Origin of the sequence: Streptomyces sp. NPDC048349 (assembly GCF_040651925.1) — a bacterium.
Taxonomy (GTDB): Bacteria; Actinomycetota; Actinomycetes; order Streptomycetales; family Streptomycetaceae; genus Streptomyces.
Genome location: NZ_JBEZLA010000002.1, coordinates 185116 through 211687 on the forward strand (window position 1 = coordinate 185116; position 26572 = coordinate 211687).

A 26572-nucleotide genomic window follows, 5' to 3' on the forward strand; every position below is an offset into this window, starting at 1 on the left:
CTCAGTCCCATTCCAGGCCGCCGCGGCGCCACACGTAGGCGTAGGCGACGAAGACGGTGAGCACGAAGAGCAGCATCTCGACGAGCCCGAAGATCCCCAGGGAGTCGAAGGTGACGGCCCAGGGGTAGAGGAAGACAACCTCGATGTCGAAGACGATGAAGAGCATCGCCGTCAGGTAGTACTTGATGGGGAAGCGGCCGCCGCCGGCCGGCACCGGCGTCGGCTCGATGCCGCACTCGTATGCCTCAAGCTTTGCCCGGTTGTACCGTTTTGGGCCGATCAGCGTGGCCATGACCACGGAGAAGATCGCAAACCCTGCGCCGAGGGCGCCGAGCACGAGGATGGGCGCGTACGCATTCACGCTCCTCGCTCCTTCCAGTCGTCCTTGACCGTTGGACCGCTGCGCCGGCTGGGGGTACGTCCCAGCGGCAGCCGGGGCGTGCCCCGCCTCGCGAGGATCGCTCCTTGATCGAACGGTTCCATGTGAGGCAGTTCACAAGCCGGACTCGTGCGCATCTTATGCCTGCTCCTCTGTGATCTGCGACACGGGTAACAACACCGAGTTTGTGATCTCCACCACCTGACGAACGATCATGAAGTCCGATGAGTGGTGATCTTCATACGCGAAGCATCCACATGATCACCAAAGGTGACATCCGGGCCGGTTGTCGCAGGTGGAAGGGCTGTCGCCCTATCAAATGATGGCCCGTGCAGGCAAATTGGCCTGGTGGCCGCCGCAGTGATAAAGGAACCGGCGTCGCCCGGTCGAGGGAGCCCCCGCGTACGGAGGTGGACACGGGGCAGGAGCGGGTCCCGGGACGCCGTCGCCACGTGCATCCGTTCACGAACCCGGGCGGGGAGTTCACGGCGAGGTCACGGAAGGCCCACAGCGTCCGCACAGTGTGATGCTCCTGTGACCTGCGCCACTCCCGTTTCGTGATGGGAAAAGAGGGCTTGGCCATCTGTGCGACGGGATGGTAGTCCGACGATCAAATCGGACTTATTGCGGAAACCCCATGATCACAGCCTTGTGAAAGGGTGTCCGTTCTGCCCGTTACGGCGTCAATAAGAAGCGCGGCGCGCCCGGTTAGCGCCTTTCGCGCGCAACTGTGGCGCAAGCCACGTTTCTTGAAGGGAACCCGCACGCCCTGATAGCGGTTGTCCTCATGTCCATCACCGCTCACATACCCAGCCACCGGAAGCCCCGCCGCAGCGCCTCGAAGCTCGCGGTCCGCGCCGGAGTTGCCGGTGGCGTCCTCAGCACCCTCGCCATGGCCGGCACCGCGAGCGCGTCCCCCGCCGAGCCCGTGGCCGAGACGACGCTCGAAATGCCGGTCCTGAACCTGGACCTGGCCGCCGAGGTCTCCTCCGCCGTCGCCACCGCCGCCGAGAACACCCGCGCGGCCGCGGTCGAGGGTGAGCTGACCGCCCAGGAGGAGAGCGCCCGTACCGGCGCCGCCGCCGAGGCGAAGCAGGCCAAGGAAGCGGCCCAGAAGAAGGCCGAGGACGAGGCCAAGAAGGCCCAGGAGGAGGCGAACCGCAAGGCCGAGGCCGAGCGCGCCAACCGCAGCACCTCCCGCACCGCCCTGTCGACCAAGTCCGGTTCGACCCCCAGCGACGGCTCCGGCGCCTCCGTGGCCGCCCCGGCGACCGGCTCCGCCGCCGCCATCGTGAACTTCGCCCGCGCGCAGGTCGGCAAGGCGTACGTCATGGGCGGCACCGGCCCGTCCTCGTTCGACTGCTCCGGCCTCGTCCAGGCCGCCTACCGCCAGGCCGGCATCTCCCTGCCGCGCATGTCCCAGGCGCAGTCCTCGGCGGGCACCTCGGTGTCGCTGAGCGCCCTGCAGCCGGGCGACATCCTGTACTGGGGCTCCAAGGGCAGCGCGTACCACGTCGCCATCTACGTCGGCGGCGGCAAGTTCGTCGGCGCGCAGAACCCCAGCACGGGCATCGTCGAGCGCAGCCTGAGCTACGACAAGCCGACCGGCGCCGTCCGCGTCCTCTGAGACGCCCGAGACGCCCGGGACGCTCCCCACGGCCGGAAGGGCCGGTACTCCCCCGCTCGGGGGCGGAGTACCGGCCCTTCGTCCTGCCCTCGACCCGGGCCCTGCGAAGATGGCGGGGTGAACCTGAAGCCGTACGAGAACCACGGCGCCGGTGACGACCCCACCGCCGTCCGGGCCGCGCTCGGCCTCGGCCTCCTCGCCGTCGGCGGCTGGCTGCTGACCACCGCACGCCCCTGGCACAAGCCCGGGCACCCGCTCGCCCTGGCGCTGGGCTGGACCGCCTCGGGCGCGATGCTGCTGTGCGGGCTGGTCCTGCTGGCCAGGTGCGTGCGTACGGTGCACGCGGAGGCGGACCGGAGCGGGGACGCCCCGCCCGGCCCGCCGGACAGCAGCCTCAGGCCTTCGGGGCCACCTTCGAAAGGCCGTTGATGATGCGGTCCATCGCGTCGCCGCCCGTCGGGTCGGTGAGGTTGGCCAGCATCTTCAGCGTGAACTTCATCAGCACCGGGTGCGTCAGGCCGCGCTGCGTGGCGACCTTCATGACCTTCGGGTTGCCGATCAGCTTCACGAACGCGCGGCCCAGCGTGTAGTAGCCGCCGTACGTCTCCTTCAGCACCTTCGGGTAGTTGTGCAGCGCCAGTTCGCGCTGCGCCGGGGTGGCACGGGCGTGCGCCTGGACGATGACGTCGGCCGCGATCTGCCCCGACTCCATGGCGTAGGCGATGCCCTCGCCGTTGAACGGGTTGACGAGGCCGCCCGCGTCACCGACCAGCAGCAGGCCCTTGGTGTAGTGCGGCTGCCGGTTGAAGGCCATCGGCAGGGCCGCGCCGCGGATCGGCTGCGTCATGTTCTGCGGGGTGTAGCCCCAGTCCTCCGGCATGGACGCGCACCAGGCCTTGAGGACCTCGCGCCAGTCCAGCTCCTTGAAGGCGGAGGAGGAGTTGAGGATGCCGAGGCCGACGTTGGACGTGCCGTCGCCCATGCCGAAGATCCAGCCGTAGCCGGGCAGCAGCCGGTCCTGCGGGCCGCGCCGGTCCCACAGTTCCAGCCAGGACTCCAGGTAGTCGTCGTCGTGCCGGGGCGAGGTGAAGTACGTGCGCACGGCCACGCCCATGGGGCGGTCCTCGCGCCGGTGCAGACCCATCGCGAGGGAGAGCCGCGAGGAGTTGCCGTCGGCCGCGACGACCAGCGGGGCGTGGAAGGTGACCGGGGTCTTCTCCTCGCCCAGCTTCGCCTGCACGCCGGTGATGTGGCCCGTGCGGGGGTCGCGGACGGGCTCGCCGACGTTGCAGCGCTCGTAGAGGCGGGCGCCGGCCTTCTGCGCCTGGCGGGCGAGGGTCTCGTCGAAGTCGTCGCGCTTGCGGACGAGTCCGTAGTCCGGGTAGGAGGCGAGTTCCGGCCAGTCCAGCTGGAGGCGCTGCCCGCCGCCGATGATGCGCAGGCCCTTGTTGCGCAGCCACCCGGCCTCTTCGGAGATGTCGATGCCCATCGCCACCAGCTGCTTGGTGGCGCGCGGCGTCAGGCCGTCGCCGCACACCTTCTCGCGCGGGAACGCCGTCTTCTCCAGCAGCAGGACGTCGAGTCCGGCCTTGGCGAGGTAGTACGCGGTGGTCGAGCCCGCGGGCCCGGCCCCGACGACGATCACGTCCGCGGAGTGTTCGGAGAGGGGCTCGGTCACGGCGGGGTCTCCCGAAGGCTCGATAAAGGGTGCCCAACGGCACCGGACATGTGCAGTCTATGCAGCGAGAGAGATCGCGAACCGAAGGGCTGCCTCCTGTGACCACCTCGCCGACCCGGCCGCTCCCCGCCGTCCAGCTGCGCGTGCCCACCCATGAGGACGCGCACGCCTGGCACGGGGTGTTCGACGACCCGGACGTCATGGAGTTCCTCGGCGGACCGGCGGAACTCTCCTCGTACGTGGAGATCACCGCGCGCCAGCGCATGCACGACGCCCAGCTCGGCTACTGCCTGTGGACGCTGCTGGACGAGCAGGGCACGGTCCTCGGCTTCACGGGCGCGCAGCCGTGGCCGCGGGAGAAGGAGTGGGGGCCGGTGGGGGAGATCGAGATCGGCTGGCGGCTGGGGCGGTCCGCGTGGGGGCGGGGGTACGCGTACGCCGCTGCGCTGGCGACGGTGCGGCGGGTGCGGGAGGCGGGGGTTCCGCGGGTGGTGGCGATGATCGACGACGCCAACGCCCGCTCGATCGCAGTGGCGGAGCGGTTGGGCATGACCCTGGCGGTGCGGTTCCCCCTGCCGGGCGGGACCCGGTACGGCCGGCGGTACGAGCTCGCGCTCACCCAGGCCTGACCGAGCCGCTGCGCGGAGCCTCTCCCGGGCTCCGCCCGAACCCGCGCCCCACACGCCGGCGCGACGCAAAGCCCTGGGGCTGTGACGTCGCGCCCGCGTGACCGGCGCACGAAGTCCGGCGCAGCGGCGCGAAGCCGGAGCGGCCCTCGGGGGCCGAGCCGGGCGGGCGGCGCATCAAAAGACGGACAGGCCCGTCAGGGTCGTGAAGCGGTCCAGGGCGGCCACGCCCGCCACCGAGTTGCCCTGGGGGTCCAGGCCCGGGCTCCAGACGGCCAGGACGCACTGGCCGGGGACGACGGCCACGATCCCCCCGCCGACGCCGCTCTTGCCGGGGAGGCCCACCCGGTACGCGAACTCGCCCGCCGCGTCGTACGTCCCGCACGTCAGCATGACCGCGTTGATCTGCTTCGCCTCGCTGCGCGTCAGCAGCCGGGAGCCGTCCGCGCGCAGGCCGTGGCGGGCCAGGAAGAGGCCCGCGCGCGCCAGGTCGGCGCAGCTCATCTCGATCGAGCACTGCCAGAAGTAGTGGTCCAGGAGCGCCGGCACGGGGTTGTCGATGTTCCCGTAGGAGGCCATGAAGTGGGCGACGGCCGCGTTGCGGTCGCCGTGCTCCTGCTCGGAGGCGGCCACCTCCGCGTCGAAGCCGATGTCCGGATTGCCGCTCTCCTCCCGCAGGAAGCCCAGCAGTTCGCTGCTCGCGTCGCCCGTCAGGGTCTGCAGCCGGTCGGTGACCACCAGCGCGCCCGCGTTGATGAACGGATTGCGCGGAATGCCGTTCTCGTACTCCAGCTGCACGAGCGAGTTGAACGGGTTGCCGGAGGGCTCCCGGCCGACCCGCTCCCACAGCCCGTCGCCGCCCTCCGCCAGGGCCAGCGCCAGCGCGAAGACCTTGGTGATGGACTGGGTGGAGAAGGGGACCTGCCAGTCCCCGACCCCGAAGACGCTGCCCTCGATGTCGGCGAGGGCCATGCCGAACTGGCCCGGTTCGACGGCGGCGAGCGCCGGGATGTACTCCGCGGGGGTGCCGCTGCCCACCAGCGGGGCGATGTCGGCCGCGACCTGCTCCAGCAGGGCCTGGTAGTCCACTGCTTCCTACGCCTTGGAGCCCCGGTGCAGCGCCACGATGCCGCCGCTCAGGTTGCGCCAGGCGACCTTGGACCAGCCGGCCTTCTGCAGCAGGGAGGCGAGCGCGGGCTGGTCGGGCCAGTCGCGGATGGACTCGGCGAGGTAGACGTACGCGTCGGGGTTGGAGGAGACGGCGCGGGCCACCGGCGGCAGGGCGCGCATCAGGTACTCGGTGTAGACCGTGCGGAAGGGGCCCCAGGTCGGCTGCGAGAACTCGCAGATGACGACCTGGCCGCCGGGCTTGGTCACCCGGTACAGCTCGCGCAGCGCCGCGTCGGTGTCCTGGACGTTGCGCAGGCCGAAACTGATCGTCACCGTGTCGAAGGCATCGTCCTTGAAGGGGAGCTTCGTCGCGTCGCCCGCCGTGAGGGGCAGCCACGGGTGCTTCTTCTTGCCCTCCCGCAGCATCCCCAGCGAGAAGTCGCAGGGGACGACGTAGGCGCCGGTCGCGGCGAAGGGCAGCGAGGAGGTCGCGGTACCGGCGGCCAGGTCGAGGACGAGGTGCCCGGGGCGGGCGCCGACCGCCTTGGCGACCTCCTTGCGCCACAGCCGCGCCTGGCCGAGGGAGAGCACGTCGTTGGTGAGGTCGTAGTTCGCCGCGACGCCGTCGAACATCGAGGCGACTTCGTGCGGCTGCTTGTCCAGGGAAGCCCTTGTCACTGGTGTTCGCCCCTCGGTGTGCGCTGCGGATCGGCGGATACCGCCCCATCCTCTCAGGCCGGGCCGGAGCGCAAGGACAGGCCCCGGCCGTCCCCCTGGCCGTCCCCCGGGGCGGCTCGGGCCGGGTCAACCGGACAACTGGCCCGAAGGACAGTTCCGCCCGGGCCCCGGGGCGCGTTGACTGGGGGCCGGTGCGGCCCGGTGACGGTCACCCAATGGATCATGGGTCTGAGCAGCGGCCGGATCCTGGCGGCCGCCACGAGCAAAGGGCTTCACGATGCCGGCAGGCCATTCCACCGGTCGCTCCCGCCTCAGCCCCCGCGCCCAGCGCCGGGCAGAGCGGCGCAAGCGGCTGCGGCGTACGATCATCCTCGGCTCGGCGGCCCTCGTCGCCGTCTCGGCGACCGCGTACGCGATGGCCCCGGGCGAGGACGGGGGTACGGCGGCCGACGGCCGGCCCGCGGCGGCCCGGCCCGACGACGCAGAGCCCGCCGGGGGATCGGACACGGCCGCGCAGGGCGGCAGACGCTCCCCCGCCCCGCCGCCCTCCGGCGCCCACTCGCCCCATCCCCCCGGCTCGCCCGCCGCCACCACCGGCGCCCCCGCATCGCCCGCCGCCCCGGTCCCGGCCTCCGGCACGGGCGCCTTCAAGGCCTCCGCCGCCGCCGGCGCCGCGAAGGGAAAGGGAACCGTGCGCCGCTGGCGCATCGAGGTCGAGGAGGGCAGCGGGGTGGACCCGGACTCCGCCGCCCGGTCCGTCGAGGCGATCCTCGCGGACCCGCGCGGCTGGACCAGGGACCCGGCGTACGCCTTCCAGCTCGCCGGACCCGGCCAGCCGGTGGACTTCACCGTCAAGATCGCGACGCCCACGACCACCGACCGGCTGTGCGAGGTGGTCACCCCCGAGCTGATCGGCGAGACCAACTGCCGGGCCGGCCACACCGTCGTGGTCAACCTCAAGCGCTGGCAGGAGGGATCACCGCAGTTCAGCGGCACGGTGGAGGAGTACCGGGCGCTGATCGTCAACCACGAGGTGGGGCACGAGCTCGGCCACGAGCACGAGACCTGCCCGGGCCCCGGCCAGCCGGCGCCCGCGATGATGCAGCAGATCAAGGGGCTGCTCGGCTGCAAGTCCAACGCCTGGCCGTACGACGTGAACGGAACCTACCTGTCCGGTCCACACGTCCCTTAGGGGGAGAGCCGGACAGACACCCGACGGGCCGGCCGGGGGCTAGGAGTCACAACCGTGCGCGTCGTCAGCTTCAGCGTCCCCGCGTGGTTTCCCCCGTACGAGACCTCCTCCGCGGACGCGCGGCCGCCGGTGCAGTTGACGGACCAGGAGTCCGCGGTGTTCCTGTGCCTGGCCACCGGCGCCTCCAACGCGGAGCTCGCCGCCGAGCTGCAACTGTCCGTCAGCACCGTCAAGTTCCACGTCGGCAACATACGGACGAAGCTCGGCGGGATCAGCCGCCTCCAGGCCTGCCTGCTGGCCGCCCTCGCCCGCCAGGACGTACGCGAGGACGCCCGCCAGGACGTACGGCAGGATGCCCCGCTCAGCGACGGCGGTGCAGCAGCCGGCCCCCGATGACCGTGGCCACGCACGTGGTCGCTCCCTGCACCGGCAGCGCCGCCGGATCCGGGACCGCGAAGACCGCGAAACGGGCCGGGGCGCCCTGCTCCAGCACCCCGTGGAAGGCCTCCTCGGCGGCGTCCCGGCCGGCGAACGGGTCCAGGGCGGGCGCGCCTTCGTACGGGGCGGGCGGCAGGATCGCCAGCCCCGAGCGGGCCACCGCCGTGCGCACGGCCGGGACCGTGAAGCGGCCGGCGACCGCCACCACCCCGCGCGCCAGGAGCTTCTGGGTGCCGCGCCGGGCGCTGTGGCCCCACCGCACCTCGGTCATCTTCAGCGCCTCGAGCGCGTCCGCCCCGCTGATCGGGTCGGTGCCGAGCTCGGCGCTCTCGTAGGGGTCGTCCGGGTAGTACGTCCGCTCCAGGAGCACGTCCGCGCCGCGCACCAGCAGCCCCGGGGTGAGCACCCCGGGCCAGCGCCGGGCCCGGGCGTGCGGATGGACCGCGGCGAGGTCCTCGTACGGTCCCACGTTCGCGATCCGGTCGCCCTCGACGAGGACCGCGCCGCCGGTCAGCGGAGCGGATCCGGCCCCGGGGACGAGGAGTTCGGCGGTGTGGAGCGTCAGCATCAGTTCGTGGAGATGAGCTTCAGCTCGGGGTGCGCGGTGCCGCCCTCGATGGCGGTGGAGGAGATGTGCGAGACGACGCGGTCGTCGGCCGGGTCGTTCGCCGGGTCGTCGTGCACCAGGAGGTGCTCGTACGTCGTCGCGCGCTGCGCCGGGGTGCGGCCCGCCTTGCGGATCAGGTCGATGATCTCCTGGCGGTTGGAGCGGTGCTTGGCGCCGGCCGAGGAGACGACGTTCTCCTCGAGCATGATCGAGCCGAGGTCGTCCGCGCCGTAGTGCAGGGAGAGCTGGCCCGCCTCCTTGCCGACGGTGAGCCAGGAGCCCTGGATGTGGGCGATGTTGTCGAGGAACAGGCGCGCGATGGCGATCATGCGCAGGTACTCGAAGATCGTCGCCTGGGTGCGGCCCTTGAGGTGGTTGTTCTCGGGCTGGTAGGTGTACGGGATGAAGGCGCGGAAGCCGCCCGTGCGGTCCTGCGTGTCACGGATCATCGCGATGTGCTCGATGCGTTCGGCGTTGGTCTCACCGGTGCCCATCAGCATGGTGGAGGTGGACTCCACGCCCAGCCCGTGGGCGATCTCCATGATCTCCAGCCAGCGCTCGCCGGATTCCTTGAGCGGGGCGATGGCCTTGCGCGGGCGCTCCGGCAGCAGTTCGGCGCCGGCGCCCGCGAAGGAGTCGAGACCGGCCGCGTGGATGCGCCGGATGGCCTCCTCGGCACTGACGCCGGAGATGCGGGCCATGTGCTCGACCTCGGACGCGCCGAGGGAGTGGATGACCAGCTGCGGGAAGGCCTTCTTGATGGCGGAGAAGTGGTGCTCGTAGTACTCGACGCCGTAGTCCGGGTGGTGCCCGCCCTGGAACATGATCTGCGTGCCGCCGAGCTCCACGGTCTCCGCGCAGCGGCGCAGGATGTCGTCGAGGTCGCGGGACCAGCCCTTCTTCGTGTCCTTGGGGGCCGCGTAGAAGGCGCAGAACTTGCACGCCGTGACGCACACGTTCGTGTAGTTGATGTTCCGCTCGATGATGTACGTGGCGATGTGCTCGGTGCCCGCGTAGCGGCGGCGGCGCACCGCGTCGGCGGCCTGGCCGAGCGCGTGCAGCGGCGCGTACCGGTAGAGGTCGAGCGCCTCTTCCTTGGTGATCCGGCCCCCTGCGGCGGCGCGGTCGAGGACAGACTGGAGAGCGGCCTGGTCGGTCACCGGTGCGTCACCTTTCGGCGGTGTGTCAAGGTCCGGACCGATCCAGCCTACGCCAGGGCCTGCGGCTGCCCTTCACGGGCTTCGGGTCAGGTCGCCCTCCGGGTTTCCGGCCGGGCCGTCCCCCGACTTGTAGTGCAGGGTGCCGTTGGCGTTGAGGGTGAAGCGCTCGTCGGCGGAGCCGTTGGAGCAGATCCCCGGGGCCGGGTTGGGGCCGCCCGCGGTGTCGAGGACGAGCGAGCGGTCGGTGGCCGAGGCGAGCTTCCAGTCGCCGCTGCAGTCGGTACCGAAGACGGGAACGACCGACTTGTCCCGGGCGACGACCTCGCCGACCCGGCCCGCCCTGATGGTGATCTCGAACTCGCTGGAAACGCCCATGCGGGCGGTGGTCACGGTGCCCTTCCACGTGCCGACGAGTTCCTCGGGGACGTCCTGGCGGGTCCCCCGGGGAGCCTCGGTACCGCCGCCGGTGGAGCCGCCGGTGGACGGCGTCGCGGCCGGGGGCGTGGCCGGGGCGGAGGTCCGCGGGCCGTCGCCGGCCGCGGTGTCCCGGCCCTTGGCGCCCTGACCGGGCAGTAGGCCCATCCCGTACAGCCCGCCGGACACCATCGCGAGCACGGCGGCCGCGGCGAGCACGAGCGTGCAGCTGAAGCGGCGCCCGGCCGCGCTGACGGTGACCTGCCGCCCGTCGGGGGCGGAACGCGGCCCGGGCACGCCCGCGCCGGCGGTCTCGGTGGGTGAACCGTAGGGGCCGTACGGGCCGCCGGCGGGGGTGGCCGCGCCGCCGGCCGTCCGGCTCGGGCTCCCGTACGAGCCGTAGGGGCCCTGGTGCGCGTACGAGGGGTCGGGCGCTCCGAAACCGGCACCCGCCGGGCCGCCGTGGGAGGCGGAGGTGAACGGCACCGGCCCCGACGGCTGCTCCGCGGCCGCAGCCCCGCCGCCCCCGGAGGGACCGGCGTCCAGGTCGAGCAGGGCGACCGCGGCCCGGCTGGCCTCCTCGACCAGGGGCGCGGGCAGCCAGCCCGGGGTGAGCGGGGCCCCGTCCAGGGAGGCCGCGACCGCCTCCGGCGCCGGCCGGTCGGCGGCCGTCTTGGCCAGGCAGGCCTCGATCAGCTCGCGCAGCGGCCCGGCCGGTACGTCGCCGAGCTCGGGCGGCTCGTGGACGACCTTGTAGAGGAGGGTCGCCGAGTTGTCCCCGGTGAAGGGCGGCCGCCCGGTCGCCGCGAAGGCCAGTACGGCGCCCAGCGAGAACACGTCGGAGGCACCGGTGACGCCCTTGCCGAGGATCTGCTCGGGCGACATGTAGCCCGGGGAGCCGATGGAGACCCCGGTGGAGGTCAGCGAGGCGGTGCCGTCGGTGGCCCGCGCGATCCCGAAGTCGATCAGTCGGGGCCCGTCGAGGGTCAGCATCACGTTGGACGGCTTCACGTCCCGGTGGACGAGGCCCAGCCCGTGCACGGCCACCAGCGCGCGGGCCAGCCCGGCGCCGACGGCCCGTACCGAGGCCTCGGGCAGCGGCCCGTGCGCAGCCAGCGCCCGGTCCAGGGAGGGGCCCGCCACGTAGCCGGTGGCCACCCACGGCACCGGGGCGTCCGGGTCCGCGTCGAGCACGGGGGCGGTCCACTCGCCGCCCACCCGCCGGGCGGCCTCGACCTCGCGGCGGAACCGGGCCCGGAACTCCTCGTCGGCGGCGAAGTGCGGGTGCACGATCTTGACGGCCACGGTTCGGCCGCCCGCGCTGCGTCCCAGGTAGACCCGGCCCATACCGCCCGCGCCGAGCCGGCCCAGCAACCGGTACGCGCCGACGGTCCGCGGCTCACCGGCTTCCAGCGGCTGCATCGTGTCCCCCCATCCCCCGGCTTGCGGGGCCCCTCGTGTCACCCGGCCAAGCAGCACACTAAAGGTCCCCGGGGCCGCCCGGGGGGCGTGCGGCCGGGGCGGGCGGCCTCATCCCCTCCCCCTCCCCTCCCCGCGGGGTGTCCGGAAGCAAAAGGGGATCCGAATTCCAGGGAAACGGCATATCCGTTGCACAGGGGCCCGCACGCGATCAGTGTTCCGCGACGGCCGCCGCCAGGAGCTCCAGGGTCACGTCCGCGGGATACCCCGTCGTCGCTCCCGTGCGGCGGGCGAATTCCCTCACGCCCGCGATCTGTTCCGGTCCGAAACGGAAGTCGAGCGTGGTGAAGTACCGCTCCAGCAGCTCCGCGTCGAAGGCCTCCCAGCGCGCCGCCTGCTCGGCGACCTTGGTGACCTCTTCCAGGGACACGTCGCGCGAGGCGAGGAAGGCCTCGTGGACCTTGCGCACGACGACGGGCTCGCGGGCGAGGTAGTCCTTGCGGGCGGCCCAGACGGCGAAGACGAACGGCAGCCCGGTCCACTCCTTCCACATCTGCCCCAGGTCGTACACGGCCAGGCCGAGCCGGGGGGCGTCGTGGAGCGAGGCGCGCAGCGCGGCGTCGCCGATCAGCACGGCCGCCTCGGCCTCCTGCATCATCACCCCGAGGTCGGGCGGGCAGGTGTAGTAGTCGGGCCGGACCCCGTACTGCTCGGAAAGCAGCAGCTGGGCGAGGCGTACGGACGTGCGGGAGGTCGAGCCGAGGGCGACGCGGGCTCCGTCGAGCTCCTCCAGCGGGACCTGCGAAACGATCACGCAGGACATCACGGGTCCGTCGCAGCCGACCGCGAGATCGGGGAAGGCGACGAGTTCGTCGGCGTTGCGGAGGAACTCCACGAGGGTGATCGGGGCGATGTCGAGCTCGCCCGCCACCAGGCGTTCGCTGAGCTTTTCGGGAGTGTCCTTCGTCAGCTCCAGGTCCAGCAGCGTGCCGGTTCTGGCCAGGCCCCAGTAGAGGGGCAGGCAGTTCAGGAACTGGATGTGGCCGACGCGGGGCCGGCTGCGGTAGACGTCCACATCGCGAGACTAGCCCCCGGGTCCACGTCAGCCTTCTGGCGGGTCTCAAACGTCCGAGTGACGTGATCTTTCCCTCTGGTCTCCGCCGCCGGGTGCGTGCTAGGCTCGACGCAAGTTGCAGTTTGGTTTCCCTTGCAGTACGAGGCCTGCGGAGAATGTGACCCGCAGGCTTTTGTAGTTTTCAGACTTCTTAGCAGGTTCTGGAGCAGGGCGACCCTTTGGCCCATAGGAGGGCTCATGGCTACCGGAACCGTGAAGTGGTTCAACGCTGAAAAGGGCTTCGGCTTCATCGCCCAGGACGGCGGCGGCCCGGATGTCTTCGTCCACTACTCCGCGATCAACGCCTCTGGCTTCCGCTCCCTCGAGGAGAACCAGACGGTGAACTTCGACGTCACGCAGGGTCCGAAGGGCCCGCAGGCGGAGAACGTCACCCCGGCCTAATCGCCTGGGCCAACCTTCATCGCGGTTGGAAAAGCAGTACCCAAGGAGCCCTGTCCCCTCTGCGCGAGCAGAGCGGCAGGGCTCCTGCCTTTGTCCCCATTGCTTTTGTCCCCCGTCTTTGCCCCCGCCTTTGCCCCCGCCTTTGCCCCCCGCCTTGTGGCCCCGGTCTTCGCGCGGCGGCTTTGCCCTGTCGGGGAGGGCGGGGAAACGACGGGGGCCCGCACCGTGTGCACGGTGCGGGCCCCTGTCGTTCGCGGGCGGGCTGGCGGCGCCTTACGGCGTCGGGGTCGGCGCCGGCGTGGCCGGCGGGGCCGTGACCTTGACGTCCAGGAGGAGGGTGACCTTCTGGGGGGTGGTCAGGCGCAGGGTGTACGTACCCGGGGTCAGGTCCGCGTCGGTGAAGAGCTCGGGCAGGACGATCTTGCCGTCGGCCCCCGAGGTCAGCAGCGGAAGCCTGAAGATCTTCTTGCCGGCCCCGTCCTTGAAGTACGGGCCCTTCGCGGTCGCCGGGTCCACCGGGACCCACGCGCCGGCCGCGTCCTTCACGACCAGCTCGGCGAAGACCTCCGTACCCTCCACGGCCTTGCCGGCGGCCGTGGCCAGGACCGTGATGTCCTTGATGCCCGTGCCGGCGACGGCCTCCAGCGGCTGCGAGCCGTCCGGGCGGGCCAGCAGGTCGGCGACCGGCTTCGGCTTGGCCGTGACCGTGCCGGTGAAGGCCGTCGTGAGCCTGCCCGCCGTGTCGGTGGCCGAGACCCGCAGGGTGAAGGTGCCGCTCTGGGGGCCCGCCGTGAGGCCGGGTGCGGCGGCGATGCCCTGCGCGTCCGCCACGGCCACCAGCGAGTCGGTCGGGGCGTTGGGGAAGCGGGTGCCGCCGGTGGTGTCGCCCTCGACCGCGAAGACGACCTTCTGACCGGCGGCGGGCTTGCCGTCGCTCAGGACCACCTTGACCCGCGGGACCTGGGCGAACGCCGCTCCGGCCTCGGCCGTGAGGCCCGGGCCGGCGAGCACCGAGAGCTCGCTCAGGCGCGGGGCCGGGGTCGGGGTCGGGGTGGGCGTCGGAGTCGGCGTCGGAGTCGGAGTCGGCGTCGGGGTCGGCTTGGGGGTGGGCGCCGGGGCCGGGGTGGTCTTGGCCGGTGACTGCGGGGTGGGCAGGGTGCTGCCCGGCGTCTCGATCGGGTAGTTCCCGGCCGGCGGGTTCGGGACCTCGCCGACGCCACCGGTCTGGTACTGCTTCATGTAGCCGAGCACCGTGTTCACGTACTCGCGCGAGTTGTTGTAGCTGAGGACCGCCGCGTCGAGCTTGGCCGCGACCGAGAGGTCCCGGTCGCCCGCGCACAGGTAGAGGCCCGCGCCCAGCGCCGCGTCGTAGATGTTGTTCGGGTCCCGCTTGGCATCGCCGTTGCCGTCGGCGCCCCACGTGCTCCAGGTGGAGGGGATGAACTGCATCGGGCCGACGGCCCGGTCGTACTCGGCGTCCGCGTCCCATTCGCCCTTGTCGGTGTCGCGGATCTCCGCGAAGCCGTTGCCGTCGAGGCGGGGTCCGCGGATCGGCTTCTCGGTGTAGCCGTCGGCCTTGAGCCCGTAGCCCGAGGCGTGCACGGACTCGACCCGGCCGATGCCGGCGAGCAGCTGCCAGGGCAGGTTGCAGCCGGGGAGCGCGGCGGACACGGCCACTTCGGCCCGCCGGTAGGCGTCGAGGGCGGTCGCGGGTATGCCGCTGGCGCCCTCGGGCGCGGTGCCTCCGGTGCCGGGCTGCGGGTTCGCGACGATGTCGGGAAGTTCCAGCCGGGCGTCACCGCGGTCGGTGGCCTGCGGGCTGTCGGGAGTCGGTTCGGACTCCCCCGCGTCGGCGGTCGACGGGTTGGTCACGACCGCGGCGGTGGTCAGGCTGGCCGCGAGTGCCGCGGTGCACAGGACCTTGCGCGAGGTGTTGACGAGGTGACGGTGAAGCGGCTTCACAGTGCGGCGATCCCCCCAGGAGCCGTCATAAGGCTTACGGCCGATCGGGCCGTGAATATCCCCTGTCTATCAGGTCTTCGCAGAAGACTCGCCGTCGCCCCTGCAGATGTGACGGACCATTCGTCTCGCCTTCACGCGGGTCTCGTGACCGAACGAACAAAGGACCCAAACCCTCACCCGAATTGGCCATATGATTCCTCTTTTGTCCATTTCCCCTCCCTGTGCCGGGCTTTATGGCCATCAGCACCACAAAGGAACAGCGCGGTCCGGTTCGCCTCGCACGGCGCCGCCCGGCGCCCGAGCGGGCGCGCGGCCGGGGCGGTGCGCCTCACGGTGTTCCCGAGGGGCCGAAGTCCGCGTTACGGCATTCGGTCGCCACGGCAAGCGATCATCCGATCACCCTATGTAGCTTCACGGTGCCGGAATCCCCCGCGAGATAGGTAAGCGATGAGGCACGTGAGTCACAGTCGTACCCGGGGCTGGCGGCGGATCGCCGTCCTGGCCATGGCCCCGCTCCTGGCCCTGCCGGCCCCCGCCGCGACCGCGCAGGGGGTGTGGGTGACGGCCCCGTCGATGCCGACGGCCCGCGCCGGCGTGACCGGCGCCGCGGCGGACTGCCCGGAGGGGCTCCGCGGTACCTGCGTCTACTCCATCGGCGGCGCCAACGGCGGCGCCCTGGAGGCATACAGCCCCGCGGTGGGCACCTGGGCCACGCTGCCCCGGATGAAGACCCCCCGGTTCGGTCAGGCGACCACGACGGCCCCCTGTCCGGACGGGGTGCGGGGTGACTGCGTGTACGCCGTCGGAGGGATCTTCGGCGGCGGCCCGGTCCAGGCCACGGCGGAGGCCTACAGCACCGAGACGAACGCCTGGCTGACCGTGCGCTCCATGCCGACCGCCCGCGCGAACGCGGCGGCGGCCACGGCGCCGTGCCCGGAGGGGCTGGGGCTGCGCGGCACCTGCGTGTACGTCTTCGGCGGCACCGACACCGTCAACCCCACCCTCGCCACGGTGGAGGCGTACAGCCCGGCCACCAACACCTGGGCCACGCTGACCCCCCTGAAGACCCCGCGCGCGGCCCACGCCGGTACCGCCGCCCCCTGCCCCGGCGACCTGGGCCTCAAGGGCACGTGCGTGTACGCGATCGGCGGCGGGAACACCACGACCCCGGACCTCGCCTCGGTGGAGGTCTACAGCCCCCTCCTCAACGCGTGGCAGTACGTACCCGACATGCCGACCGCCCGCAGCGACGCACCCGGCGCGGCCACCGCCCCCTGCCCCGAGGGCATGAGCGACGGCTGCGTCTACGTCCTGGGCGGGCTGAACGGCAGCACGGGCCTGACCACGGCCGAGGCCTACAGCCCGGTCGCCAACGCCTGGGTGACCCTGCCGTCGATGCCGACGGCGCACCGGGAGCACGGGGTGGCGGCGGCTCCGTGCCCCAAGAACACGAGGACCGACTGCGTGTACGCCTACGGCGGTCTCGACACCGCCGGCGCCCAGACCGCGGTGACCGAGGCCTTCGCCATCGAACGCGAGGAGGCCGGCCCCAAGCCGAAGCCGTCCCCGCACCCGACTCCGACCCCCTCGGCCGACGACCCCTTCGAGGACGACGGGCTCGATGTCCAGAAGAAGGCCCCCCGGCCCGCCTCCTGAGGCACCGGCTCCGCCTGCCGTGCGCGGGGCACCCCACCCGGCCATCATGGGGGGATGAGGCGTACTCGTACGGTGCTGCTCTCGATCGCCGGACTGGTTGCGGCCACGCTCCCCACGGGGGCGGCGGCCGCAGCGCCGCAGGCCTGCGTCAGCACCCCGGGACCCGCGCAGGGCCGGGCCGCGCAGGTGCTCGGCGTCGCCGAGCGGGCCAAGCGGGAGCTCGGGCTGAACTCCCTGATCCTGCGGGTCTCCACGGACGGCAAGGAGCTCGTCACCGCGGCCCTCGGCGAATCCGTGACGGGTGTCCCGGCCGATCCGGCGATGCACTTCCGCTCGGGGTCGGTGGCGATCGCGTACATGACCACCGTGCTGCTGCAACTGGCCGACGAGGGCAAGGCGGGTCTCGACGACCCGCTCGCGCGCTGGCTGCCGGACGCCCCGCACGCCGAGGAGATCACCCTGCGCCAGCTCGGCAGCTCCACCTCGGGCCTGCACGACTACGTGACGGACCCGAAGTTCGTCGCCGAGCTCGAGGCCGCGCCGTTCCGGCACTGGACCCCGGCGGAGGTCATCGGCATCGCCGCCGCGCATCCGCTCTGGTACGAGCCGGGCACCAACTTCAGCTACTCGCACGCCAACTTCCAGCTCCTGGGCGCCGCGCTGGAGAAGATCAGCGGCGTCTCGCTGGAGCGGCTGCTCAAGGAGCGCGTGATGCAGCCGCTGGGCCTGGGCGAGACCGCCAGCGGCGCCACCGCGGAGATCCCGGTCCCCGTGCTGCACTCCTTCACCTCGGACCGCGGCATCTACGAGGAGTCCAGCTACTGGAACCCGTCCTGGACCACCGCTCCGGGCGCGGTCCTCACCACCGACATCTGCGACCTGGAGCGCTCCGCCCGCGCCATCGGCACCGGCGAGCTGGTGTCCGCGCAGGCGTTCAGGACCCAGCTCGACCCGGGCACGGTGGGCCTGGGGACGACGACGGACGGCTGCCCGGCCTCCGTCTGCCTGAAGAACACGGCGGCCGAGCACTTCGGCTTCGGGGTCATCCTCGTCAACGGCTGGATCGAGCAGAACCCGTCGTTCTCCGGGTACGCGGCCATCCAGGCCTACCTCCCGTCGCAGAAGCTGGCCATCGCGGTCAGCGCGACCAAGGGTCCGAAGACCCCCGAGGGCAACCAGGCGCAGGCGGTGGCGGAACGCATCGCCGCCCTCCTCGCCCCGGACCACTCCCTGAAGGGGAAGCCCCACCCCTCCTCGTAGGCTGCCGACCCCACCCCTCCTCGTAGGCTGCCGCCGGCGCTCTCCTACGCGCCAGGGCCCGCCCACAGGCCGTCCTCGGTCAGCCCCAGCAGGCCGATGGCGTTGCCGCGCACGATGCGGTCGACCACGTCCGGTGCCAGGTGGCCCATCTGGGCCTCGCCGACCTCGCGGGACTTGGGCCAGGTCGAGTCCGAGTGCGGGTAGTCCGTCTCGTAGAGGACGTTGCCGACGCCGATCGAGTCCAGGTTCTTCAGGCCGAAGGCGTCGTCGAAGAAGCAGCCGAAGACGTGCTCCGCGAAGAGCTCCGACGGCGGGCGCAGCACCTTGTCCGCGACGCCGCCCCAGCCGCGGTTCTCCTCCCAGACCACGTTCGCGCGCTCCAGGATGTACGGGATCCAGCCGATCTGGCCCTCCGCGTACATGATCCTCAGGTGCGGGAAGCGCTCGAACTTGCCGCTCATCAGCCAGTCGACCATCGAGAAGCAGCAGTTCGCGAAGGTGATGGTGGAGCCGACGGCCGGCGGGGCGTCCGCCGAGGTGGACGGCATCCGGCTGGAGGAGCCGATGTGCATGGCGATGACCGTGCCGGTCTCGTCGCAGGCCTGGAGGAACGGGTCCCAGTAGTCGGTGTGGATGGACGGCAGGCCCAGGTGCGGGGGTATCTCCGAGAACGCGACCGCGCGGACCCCGCGCGCCGCGTTGCGGCGGACCTCCGCGGCCGCGAGGTGGGCGTCCCACAGCGGGATGAGGGTCAGCGGGATGAGGCGGCCGCGGGCGTCGGGGCCGCACCACTCCTCCACCATCCAGTCGTTGTACGCCCGCACCCCCAGCAGCCCCAGCTCGCGGTCGGCGGCCTCGGTGAAGGTCTGGCCGCAGAAGCGCGGGAAGGTCGGGAAGCACAGGGCCGACTGGACGTGGTTGACGTCCATGTCCGCGAGGCGTTCGGGAACCGAGAAGGACCCGGGGCGCATCTGCTCGTAGGTGATGACTTCCAGTTTGATCTCGTCGCGGTCGTATCCGACGGCCGTGTCGAGCCGGGTGAGCGGCCGGTGCAGGTCCTCGTACACCCACCAGTCGCCGATCGGGCCGTCGTCGCCCCTGGCCCCCATCACGGGGGCGAACTTGCCGCCGAGGAAGGTCATTTCCTTCAAGGGGGCGCGGACGACCCGGGGGCCGGTGTCCTTGTACTTGGACGGGAGCCGGTCCCGCCAGACATGGGGGGGCTCCACCGTGTGGTCGTCCACCGAGATGATCTTCGGGAAGGTCTCCATACCCGATACGGTAGCGCCGATCTGACGAACCGTCAGCTAGTTGGGCTCCGAACAGGACCGGATCGGGAACCGATCAGTCCGGGACGGGCTGACGTGTACGCGCAAGACAGGGCAGACTGACCCTTACACCGACGGAAGGCAGGGGGACGACAGATGGACGGCGTACCGGCCATCCCACGCCCGCGGAACCACCTCGAAGCATCCCGGGCCACACCCGGACCCCCCACTCCCCAGAACTGCCGCTTCGCCGTACTCGGCCCCATCCGCGCCTGGCGCGGAGCCGACGCACTGCCCTCCGGCACCCCCCAGCAGCGCGCCCTGCTCGCCACGCTGCTCCTGCGCGACGGCCGCACCGCCACCGCGCCCGAGCTCATCGACGCCATCTGGGGCGAGGACCCGCCGCAGCAGGCCCTCGCCACCATCCGCACGTACGCCTCCCGCCTGCGCAAGGTCCTCGACCCCGGGCTGCTCGTGTCCGAGTCCGGCGGCTACGCCATCCGCCTGCGCTCCGCCGCCACCCTCGACCTCGGCGTCGCCCGCAGCCTGGCCGCCGACGCCGAAACCGCACGCGCGGCCGGTGACCGGGCCCTGGCCCGTACGCTGCTGGCCCGCGCCCTGGACCTGTGGGACGGCGAACCCCTCGCCGGAGTCCCCGGCCCCGCCGCCGAGACCGAGCGCACGCGTCTCGCCGAATGGCGCCTCCAGCTGGTGGAGACCCGCCTCGACCTCGACCTGGAGGTCGGCCACCACGCCGAGGCGGTCTCCGAGCTCACCGCCCTCACCGCCGCCCACCCGCTGCGCGAACGCCTGCGCGAGCTGCTCATGCTCGCCCTGTACCGCAGCGGCCGGCAGGCCGAGGCCCTGGCCGTCTACGCCGACACCCGCCGCCTCCTCGCCGATGAACTCGGCGTCGACCCGCGCCCCGAACTCGCCGCCCTCCAGCAGCGCATCCTGAACGCCGACGCCGACCTGGCCCGCGCCGAGGACCCGGCCCCGGCGGCCACGGCCGTGCACGTGAGGCCCGCCCAACTGCCGGCCACCGTCCCGGACTTCACGGGCCGCAACGGCTTCGTCGACGAACTCGGCGCCATTCTCTCCGGCGGCGCCGAGGGCCAGGTCATGGCCGTCTCCGCGCTCGCCGGGATCGGCGGCGTCGGCAAGACCACCCTCGCCGTGCACGTCGCCCACGCCGCCCGCCCGCACTTCCCGGACGGCCAGCTCTACGTCGACCTCCAGGGCACCGAGCCCCGCCCCGCCGAACCGGAGGCCGTCCTCGGCTCCTTCCTGCGGGCCCTGGGCACCCCCGACACCGCCATCCCCGACTCCCCCGCCGACCGGGCCGCGCTCTACCGCTCCACCCTCGACGGCCGCCGCGTCCTGGTCCTGCTCGACAACGCCCGCGACGCCGCCCAGGTCCGCCCGCTGCTGCCGGGCACCGCGGGCTGCGCCGCCCTGGTCACCAGCCGGGTCCGCATGGCGGGCCTCGCCGGGGCCCATCTCGTCGACCTCGACGTGATGAGCCCCGAGGAGGCCCTCCAGCTGTTCACCCGGATCGTCGGCGAGGAGCGTGTGCGCTCCGAACGCCAGGCCGCCCTCGACGTCGTCGGCGCCTGCGGCTTCCTGCCGCTCGCCATCCGCATCGCCGCCTCCCGGCTCGCCGCCCGCCGCACGTGGACCGTCTCCGTCCTCGCCGCCAAGCTCGCCGACGAACGCCGCCGCCTCGACGAGCTCCAGACCGGCGACCTCGCCGTCAAGGCCACCTTCGAACTCGGCTACGGCCAGCTGGAGCCGGCCCAGCAGCGCGCGTTCCGCCTCCTCGGCCTCGCCGACGGCCCCGACATCTCCCTCTCGGCGGCAGCCGCCGTACTGGACCTGCCCGAGCACGACACCGAAGACCTCCTCGAGGCCTTAGTCGACTGCTCCCTCCTGGAATCGGCCGCTCCCGGCCGCTACCGCTTCCACGACCTCGTACGCCTCTACGCGCGTGCGTGCGCCGAGCGCGACGAGCAGCCGCCGAGCGGGCGCGACGCCGCCCTGGACCGGCTGCTGGACTTCTACCTGGCCACCGCCTCCGGGGTGTACGCCCTGGAACGCCCCGGCGACCGGCTCCCGGCCCACCTGTCCGACACCCACTACCCCGGGCTGGTCTTCGGCGAGCCGCGCGCCGCCCTGGACTGGCTGTACGCCGAGGCCGACCCGCTGCTGGCGTGCGTCCGGCAGGCTTCCGTACGGGGCGGCGAGACGCTCGTCCTGCGCCGGGCCGTGGACCTGCTGTGGGCGGCGAAGGACCTGGCCGAGTCGGGGGCCAACTCCAAGCAGTACGAGTCGGCGGCCGTCGCGCTGCGCGACGCCGCCCAGGCCGCGAAGGACCCGTACGCCGAGGGCCGGGCCCGCACCACGCTCACCAACGTGCACCTGGTCGCGGGCAGGTTCACCGAGGCCGACGACGAGGCCCGCCAGGCCACGGCACTGGCCCGGGAGGCCGGCGACCCGCTGCCCAGCTGCTGGGCGCCCAACGACCGCGGGATCATCGCCCTGTACCAGGGCCGCTACTCGGACGGCGAGCGCTACCTGCTGGAGGCCATCGAGGGCTTCCGGGCCGACGCCAACAACGTGGGCGAGGCGAGCGCCCTGTGCAACCTCTCCCGCATCCACGTGGAACTGGGCCGCCTCACCAGCGCCATAGACCTCGCCCAGCAGGGCATCGCCATCTACGACCGGATGGGCCTGACCCTGCGCCTGGCCAACGGCCGCTACGCGCTCGGCATCGCCCTTACCCAGGCGGGCCGGCTGGGCGAGGCCCTCACCCAGCTCACCGAGGCCCTGTCGCTGTTCCACGACAACCGCCAGCCGCTGTGGGAGGGCGTGACCCACTTCCGGCTCGCCGAGGCGCATCTGGCGGCGCGCCGCCCGACGTTGGCCGCCTCGCACGCCGAGCAGGCGATCGCGCTGCGCGGGATCGGGGGCGAGTGGCGGCGGGCGACCGTGCTGACGGTGCTGGGCAAGGCGCTGCGGCGGCTGGGACAGACGGACCGGGCACGGGCGTGCTGGCGGGATGCCGAGGCCGTGTTCGCTCAGCTGGGGTCGGCCGAACTGGCCGAAGTACGCGCGCTGTTGGCGTCCGAGATCGCCGCCTAGCCCGTGGTGTCCCGCGATGCCCCGCGGTGACCTGCGGTGACGTCCGATGAACGCGACGTTCATCGTTCGTTTATCGCCCCGCGGCACTATTGGTTCATCGACCCGGCGCGTCGGGGGGCAACCGGGTCGGTTGGAGGACCACCCGTTCGGCGGTCCGCGGGGGAATCGCCGAACGGGCCCTACCCATCCACCAGGAGATCCGATGACGACGAACGAGAACATCCTGCCGACCGACGGCGACATCAAGCCGCTCGACAACCACGCCTCGGGCGTCGAGATCGAGACCCTGGACAACCACGCTTCGGGGATCGAGATCAAACCCCTCGACAACCACGCGTCGGGCGAAGAGCTCCAGACGATGGACAACCACGCGTCCGGTCCTCGTCCCTAAGCAGCACCGACGTACGGGGGAATCGTACGGGGGAGCACGGGGGGACGGCGGTCGCGGTGGCCCGGAGGGGGAGCCACCGCGACCGCCGTCGCATGCCCGCGTCCGGCCCGCATCCGGCCCGCATCCGGCACGCTTCGGCCTAGGCTGGAGCCGTGTTCACCAGCAGCGGCCCGAGCGTCCGCGAACTCGCCGTGCAGGCCCTCTCCTCCGTCGAGCGCGGCTACGACCTGCTCGCGCCGAAGTTCGACCACACGCCCTTCCGCACGCCGGAGCGGATGCTCGACGCCGTCGAGGAGACCCTGGCCCAGCGGGAGGGCTCGTTCGGTTCCGGGCTGGACGTCTGCTGCGGCACGGGCGCCGGGACCGGCATGCTGCTGCGGCTGTGCCGGGGACGGGTGACGGGGGTGGACCTCAGCGCGGGCATGCTGGCCGAGGCCCGGCGGGCGCATTCGCAGGAGCGCGTGGACTTCGTACGGGCCGACGCGCGGGCCCTGCCGCCCTCGCTCGGGGACTCCTACGACCTGGCCGTGAGCTTCGGGGCCTTCGGCCACTTCCTCCCCGCCGAGCGGCCCGCCCTCTTCTCCGGGGTGCACTCGGCGCTGCGCGAGGGCGCGGTGTTCGCCTTCCCGATCGGCGCGCCGATCCCGCCGGGCCACCCGCTGTGGTGGGCGGTGGCGGGCTTCGACGCGGCGATGCGGGTGCGCAACGCGGTGTGGCGCCCGCCCTTCGTCATGTACTACCGGACCTTCCCGCTGGGCGGGGTCCGCGCCGATCTGCTGGCGGCCGGCTTCACGGTGGAGACCGTGCCGCTGGAGCACTTCGGGCGACAGGCCTCGGGCGCCCCGCGCTGGCGGCTGGTCCTGGCCCGCAAGGGCAGGTGATCAGGCCGAGAGCCCGTGCGGAGTCGGCGGACCGGGACCGGTCCATGAAGCCGTTCACGTACGCCCAGGCCGGCATCCCCCACTTCTGGCGGGTGGAGGACGAGCCGGCCGGGCCCGCCGTGCACGTCTACGAGCTGGACACGGTCACCCGGTCGTACGTCGCGACCGGGATCCACCGCGAGTGGCTGAAGGTGTCGGTACCGTTCCCCGCGGCCATCGACCTGGGCGAGCTCGTCCCCTGACCCGCCCCCGCCTCAGCGGGCCCGCAGCTCGCGTTTGAGGATCTTGCCGCTCGCGTTGCGCGGCAGTTCGGCGACGAACTCCACAGCGCGCGGCACCTTGTAGTTGGCCATCTCCCGCCGGGACCAGGCGATCAGGTCGTCGGCCGTGAGGGTGGAGCCGGGGCGCCGGACCGCGTACGCCTTGCCGACCTCGCCGAGCCGCGGGTCCGGGATGCCGACCACCGCGACGTCGGCGACGTCCGGGTGCAGGCCGAGGAGCTGCTCGATCTCGGCGGGGTAGGCGTTGAACCCGCCGACGATGAACATGTCCTTGATCCGGTCGGTGATGCGCAGGTTTCCGTCGGCGTCCATGAACCCCACGTCGCCGGTGAGCAGCCAGCCCTCCGGTGTGATCGCCTTCGCCGTCTCGTGGGGGTCCTCGAAGTACCCGCGCATGACGTGGTGGCCGCGGACCGCGATCTCGCCCACCTGCCCGGCCGGCTGGGGCCGGCCCTCCGCGTCCCTGATCACGACCTCGGTGTCGGGGATGGCCCGTCCCGAGGTCTCGGCGATGATCTGCGCCGGGTCGCCGCGGCGGCACATGGTGACGAGGCCGCTCGCCTCGGAGAGGCCGTACGCGGTGAGGACGGTGGCGATGCGCAGTTCGCCGCGGAGCCGCTCGACCAGCTGGAGCGGGACCACGGCCGCGCCGGTGACGACCAGGCGCAGGGCGGAGAGGTCGTGCTGGTCGCGCTGCGGGTGGTCCAGGAGGGACTGGTGGAGGGTGGGCGGCCCGGGGAGTACGGAGATCCGCTCGGCGGCGATGTTGGCGAGGACGGTGTCCACGTTGAACACGGGCTGCGGGACCATCGTGGCCCCGCGCATCAGGCAGGCGATGATCCCGGCCTTGTAGCCGAAGGTGTGGAAGAAGGGGTTCACGATCAGGTAGCGGTCGCCCTCGCGCAGTCCGGCGAGCTCGCTCCACACGTCGTAGCAGCGCAGGGACTGCGCGTGGGTGATGACGGCGCCCTTGGGGCTGCCGGTGGTGCCGGAGGTGAAGATGATGTCGGAGGGGGCGTCGGCGGGGATGGCCGCGGCGCGCTCTCGGACGGCCTCGGCCGGGACGCGGTCCCCGCCCGCGAGGAAGTCCTTCCAGGTGCGGAAGGACTCGGGGGCGTCCTCGGCGAGGACGACGACCTGCTCGAGGTGCGGCAGCCCGGGCAGCGGCCCGTCGCCGGTCCCTTCGGCCGCGGCGCGGCGCAAGGAGGCGACGTAGGAGGTGCCGAGGAAGGTGCCGGTGACGAAGAGCAGCCGGGCCCGGCTGCGCCGCAGGACGTACGCGGCTTCCGTGCCCTTGAAACGGGTGTTGAGGGGGACCAGCACCGCGCCCGCGGAGACGGCGCCGAGTGCGGAGACGATCCACTCCAGGGTGTTGGGGGCCCAGACGGCGACCCGGTCGCCCGGTTCGACGCCGGCGGCGATGCAGGCGGCCGCGGCGCGCTCGACGCGTTCGCCGAGCTGGGCGTAGTCGACGCGGACCCGGCCGTCGACGACGGCCTCGCGGTCGGCGAAGCGCGCCGCGGCGTCCCTGACCAGCCCGGCGATGCTGCCCCAGCGCAGATCGCCCCGGACGTCCTCGCGCCCGCTCTCGTAGCCGCTCCCGTATCCGCTCTCGCGCCCGTCCTCGGTCATGGCGTGTCACCCTCCCCCGAACCCGAACCCAGTAGCTGACTATCCGTCAGATTAGCTGTAGCCTTCGCGGCTGTCAGTACCGATACACCCCCCGGAGGTGGCGATGGCGGCAACGCTCAAGGACGCGACGGCGATAGTCGGCATCGGACAGACCGCCTTTGCCAAGCAACTGCCGCAGTCCGAAAAGGAGTTGGCCTGCCGGGCCATTCTGGCAGCCCTCGCTGACGCGGGCATAGGGCCCGCCGAGGTCGACGCCTTCGCCTCCTACACCATGGAGGAGACCGACGAGGTCGAGGTCGCCAAGGCCATTGGCGCAGGCGACGTCACCTTCTTCTCCAAGGTCGGCTACGGCGGCGGCGGCTCCTGCGCCACCGTCGGCCACCTCGCCTCGGCCGTGGCCACCGGCCAGGCCACCGTCGGCGTCGCCTGGCGCTCGCGCAAACGCGGCTCCGGCCCGCGCCCCTGGAAGAACACCGCCGTCCAGCTGCCCACCCCCGGCCAGTGGACCCGCCCCTTCGGCCTGCTGCGCCCGGCGGACGAGATCGGCATGCTGGCGCGGCGCTACATGCACGAGTACGGCGCCACCCGCGACCACCTCTTCAACGTGGCGATGGCTTGCCGCAACCGGGCCAACGAGAACCCGGCCGCGATGATGTACGAGCGCCCGCTGACCCGCGAGATGTACATGACCTCCCGCATGATCAGTGACCCGCTCTGCCTCTTCGACAACTGCCTGGAGACGGACGGCGCGCTGGCCTGCGTGATCGTCTCCGCCGAGCGGGCCCGGGACTGCCGCCACAAGCCCGTCTACGTCCACTCCGTCGCCCAGGGCCTGCCCGCCCAGCACCACGGCATGGTCAACTACTGGAACGACGACCCCCTGTCGGGCCCCGCCTGGACGGCCGCCCGGCACCTGTGGAAGCAGGCCGACTTCGGGCCGCAGGACGTGGACGTCGCCCAGATCTACGACGCCTTCACCCCGCTGATCCCGCTCTCGCTGGAGGGCTACGGCTTCTGCGGACGCGGCGAGGGCGCCGCCTTCACCGAGGGCGGAGCCCTGGAGATGGGCGGCCGGCTCCCGATCAACACCGGCGGCGGCGGCCTCTCGGAGGCATACGTACACGGCTTCAACCTGATCAACGAGGGCGTCAAGCAGCTGCGCGGCATCTCCACCGCCCAGGTCCCGGACGCCGCCACCTGCCTGGTGACGGCGGGCGAGGGTGTCCCGACGTCCGCGATCCTGCTGAGGAGCTGAT

24 protein-coding genes are annotated in these 26572 nt (G+C 72.4%); 13 read left to right on the forward strand and 11 right to left on the reverse strand.

Features of this window, described 5'->3' with window-relative positions; genetic code table 11:
- Nucleotide 1 precedes the first annotated feature (1 nt).
- Entirely contained in the window at nucleotides 2-361 is a 360-nt protein-coding gene (locus AB0D44_RS02615; protein WP_008738438.1) for an NADH-quinone oxidoreductase subunit A, read from the reverse strand.
- Between the two features lie 805 nt (nucleotides 362-1166).
- On the opposite strand from AB0D44_RS02615, the gene AB0D44_RS02620 reads away from it, so the two are divergent.
- Nucleotides 1167-2006, forward strand: coding sequence for an NlpC/P60 family protein (locus AB0D44_RS02620; protein WP_362583222.1), 840 nt, complete (start codon nucleotides 1167-1169; stop codon nucleotides 2004-2006).
- Nucleotides 2007-2123: 117 nt separating this feature from the next.
- Nucleotides 2124-2435, forward strand: coding sequence for a hypothetical protein (locus tag AB0D44_RS02625; RefSeq protein WP_362583225.1), 312 nt, complete (start codon nucleotides 2124-2126; stop codon nucleotides 2433-2435).
- Here the strand turns inward: AB0D44_RS02625 and AB0D44_RS02630 are convergent.
- Nucleotides 2401-3684: a geranylgeranyl reductase family protein gene (locus AB0D44_RS02630; protein WP_362583228.1), complete on the reverse strand. Its 1284-nt coding sequence runs from the start codon at nucleotides 3682-3684 to the stop codon at nucleotides 2401-2403. The two genes, AB0D44_RS02625 and AB0D44_RS02630, sit on opposite strands and share 35 nt — an antisense overlap.
- 98 nt (nucleotides 3685-3782) lie before the next feature.
- On the opposite strand from AB0D44_RS02630, the gene AB0D44_RS02635 reads away from it, so the two are divergent.
- Nucleotides 3783-4313 (forward strand): GNAT family N-acetyltransferase, encoded by a 531-nt coding sequence (locus AB0D44_RS02635; protein ID WP_362583231.1) that lies wholly within the window; start codon nucleotides 3783-3785, stop codon nucleotides 4311-4313.
- A 174-nt stretch (nucleotides 4314-4487) separates the two neighbouring features.
- Here the strand turns inward: AB0D44_RS02635 and AB0D44_RS02640 are convergent, their stop codons facing one another.
- Together AB0D44_RS02640 and AB0D44_RS02645 are read right to left on the reverse strand one after the other, a co-directional pair.
- Complete coding sequence (locus tag AB0D44_RS02640) at nucleotides 4488-5399, reverse strand: glutaminase (RefSeq protein WP_362583233.1); 912 nt, start codon at nucleotides 5397-5399, stop codon at nucleotides 4488-4490.
- A gap of 6 nt (nucleotides 5400-5405) precedes the next feature.
- Entirely contained in the window at nucleotides 5406-6098 is a 693-nt protein-coding gene (locus tag AB0D44_RS02645; RefSeq protein ID WP_362583236.1) for a demethylmenaquinone methyltransferase, read from the reverse strand.
- Nucleotides 6099-6375: 277 nt separating this feature from the next.
- Between AB0D44_RS02645 and AB0D44_RS02650 the strand changes: the two genes are divergently transcribed.
- Entirely contained in the window at nucleotides 6376-7290 is a 915-nt protein-coding gene (locus AB0D44_RS02650) for a DUF3152 domain-containing protein (protein ID WP_362583239.1), read from the forward strand.
- Between the two features lie 54 nt (nucleotides 7291-7344).
- On the forward strand, nucleotides 7345-7686 hold the full coding sequence (locus AB0D44_RS02655) for a helix-turn-helix transcriptional regulator (RefSeq protein ID WP_362583242.1): 342 nt from the start codon (nucleotides 7345-7347) through the stop codon (nucleotides 7684-7686).
- Here AB0D44_RS02655 and AB0D44_RS02660 read toward each other — a convergent pair.
- The 4 genes from AB0D44_RS02660 to AB0D44_RS02675 all read right to left on the reverse strand — a co-directional run bounded on the left by AB0D44_RS02660 (nucleotide 7652) and on the right by AB0D44_RS02675 (nucleotide 12403).
- Nucleotides 7652-8296, reverse strand: coding sequence for a hypothetical protein (locus AB0D44_RS02660; RefSeq protein ID WP_362583245.1), 645 nt, complete (start codon nucleotides 8294-8296; stop codon nucleotides 7652-7654). The genes AB0D44_RS02655 and AB0D44_RS02660 overlap by 35 nt on opposite strands.
- Entirely contained in the window at nucleotides 8296-9495 is a 1200-nt protein-coding gene (gene mqnC / locus AB0D44_RS02665) for a cyclic dehypoxanthinyl futalosine synthase (protein ID WP_362583247.1), read from the reverse strand. The genes AB0D44_RS02660 and mqnC overlap by 1 nt, the downstream gene beginning before the upstream one ends.
- Nucleotides 9496-9567: 72 nt before the next feature.
- Nucleotides 9568-11331, reverse strand: a complete 1764-nt coding sequence (locus tag AB0D44_RS02670) for a serine/threonine-protein kinase (protein WP_362583250.1) — start codon at nucleotides 11329-11331, stop codon at nucleotides 9568-9570.
- Nucleotides 11332-11539: 208 nt separating this feature from the next.
- Nucleotides 11540-12403 (reverse strand): menaquinone biosynthesis protein, encoded by an 864-nt coding sequence (locus AB0D44_RS02675; protein WP_362583253.1) that lies wholly within the window; start codon nucleotides 12401-12403, stop codon nucleotides 11540-11542.
- Nucleotides 12404-12640: 237 nt separating this feature from the next.
- Here AB0D44_RS02675 and AB0D44_RS02680 point away from each other — a divergent pair, with 237 nt between their 5' ends.
- Entirely contained in the window at nucleotides 12641-12844 is a 204-nt protein-coding gene (locus AB0D44_RS02680; RefSeq protein ID WP_030012116.1) for a cold-shock protein, read from the forward strand.
- A gap of 273 nt (nucleotides 12845-13117) precedes the next feature.
- Here AB0D44_RS02680 and AB0D44_RS02685 read toward each other — a convergent pair whose 3' ends face one another.
- The gene (locus AB0D44_RS02685) at nucleotides 13118-14806 is read right to left on the reverse strand and encodes a hypothetical protein (protein ID WP_362583257.1); all 1689 of its coding nucleotides are present in this window, start codon (nucleotides 14804-14806) and stop codon (nucleotides 13118-13120) included.
- A gap of 456 nt (nucleotides 14807-15262) precedes the next feature.
- On the opposite strand from AB0D44_RS02685, the gene AB0D44_RS02690 reads away from it, so the two are divergent.
- Nucleotides 15263-16462, forward strand: coding sequence for a kelch repeat-containing protein (locus AB0D44_RS02690; protein WP_362583260.1), 1200 nt, complete (start codon nucleotides 15263-15265; stop codon nucleotides 16460-16462).
- 54 nt (nucleotides 16463-16516) lie between these two features.
- Nucleotides 16517-17722 carry a serine hydrolase domain-containing protein gene (locus AB0D44_RS02695; RefSeq protein WP_362583263.1) on the forward strand — a complete coding sequence of 402 codons (1206 nt, stop codon included), beginning with the start codon at nucleotides 16517-16519 and terminating at the stop codon, nucleotides 17720-17722.
- Between the two features lie 44 nt (nucleotides 17723-17766).
- Here the strand turns inward: AB0D44_RS02695 and AB0D44_RS02700 are convergent, their stop codons facing one another.
- Nucleotides 17767-18993, reverse strand: a complete 1227-nt coding sequence (locus tag AB0D44_RS02700; protein WP_362583266.1) for an amidohydrolase family protein — start codon at nucleotides 18991-18993, stop codon at nucleotides 17767-17769.
- Between the two features lie 153 nt (nucleotides 18994-19146).
- Between AB0D44_RS02700 and AB0D44_RS02705 the strand changes: the two genes are divergently transcribed.
- The 4 genes from AB0D44_RS02705 to AB0D44_RS02720 all read left to right on the forward strand — a co-directional run bounded on the left by AB0D44_RS02705 (nucleotide 19147) and on the right by AB0D44_RS02720 (nucleotide 23645).
- Nucleotides 19147-22131 (forward strand): BTAD domain-containing putative transcriptional regulator, encoded by a 2985-nt coding sequence (locus AB0D44_RS02705; protein ID WP_362583268.1) that lies wholly within the window; start codon nucleotides 19147-19149, stop codon nucleotides 22129-22131.
- A 202-nt stretch (nucleotides 22132-22333) separates the two neighbouring features.
- Entirely contained in the window at nucleotides 22334-22522 is a 189-nt protein-coding gene (locus AB0D44_RS02710) for a hypothetical protein (RefSeq protein ID WP_362583271.1), read from the forward strand.
- 152 nt (nucleotides 22523-22674) lie between these two features.
- Nucleotides 22675-23403 (forward strand): class I SAM-dependent methyltransferase, encoded by a 729-nt coding sequence (locus AB0D44_RS02715; protein ID WP_362583274.1) that lies wholly within the window; start codon nucleotides 22675-22677, stop codon nucleotides 23401-23403.
- Nucleotides 23404-23447: 44 nt separating this feature from the next.
- Nucleotides 23448-23645 (forward strand): hypothetical protein, encoded by a 198-nt coding sequence (locus tag AB0D44_RS02720; RefSeq protein WP_362583277.1) that lies wholly within the window; start codon nucleotides 23448-23450, stop codon nucleotides 23643-23645.
- A gap of 12 nt (nucleotides 23646-23657) precedes the next feature.
- Here AB0D44_RS02720 and AB0D44_RS02725 read toward each other — a convergent pair whose 3' ends face one another.
- Nucleotides 23658-25316, reverse strand: a complete 1659-nt coding sequence (locus AB0D44_RS02725; RefSeq protein WP_362583280.1) for a FadD3 family acyl-CoA ligase — start codon at nucleotides 25314-25316, stop codon at nucleotides 23658-23660.
- A 103-nt stretch (nucleotides 25317-25419) separates the two neighbouring features.
- Here AB0D44_RS02725 and AB0D44_RS02730 point away from each other — a divergent pair, with 103 nt between their 5' ends.
- A complete protein-coding gene (locus AB0D44_RS02730) occupies nucleotides 25420-26571 on the forward strand; it encodes a lipid-transfer protein (protein ID WP_362583282.1) in 1152 nt (383 codons plus the stop codon).
- Nucleotide 26572 lies beyond the last annotated feature (1 nt).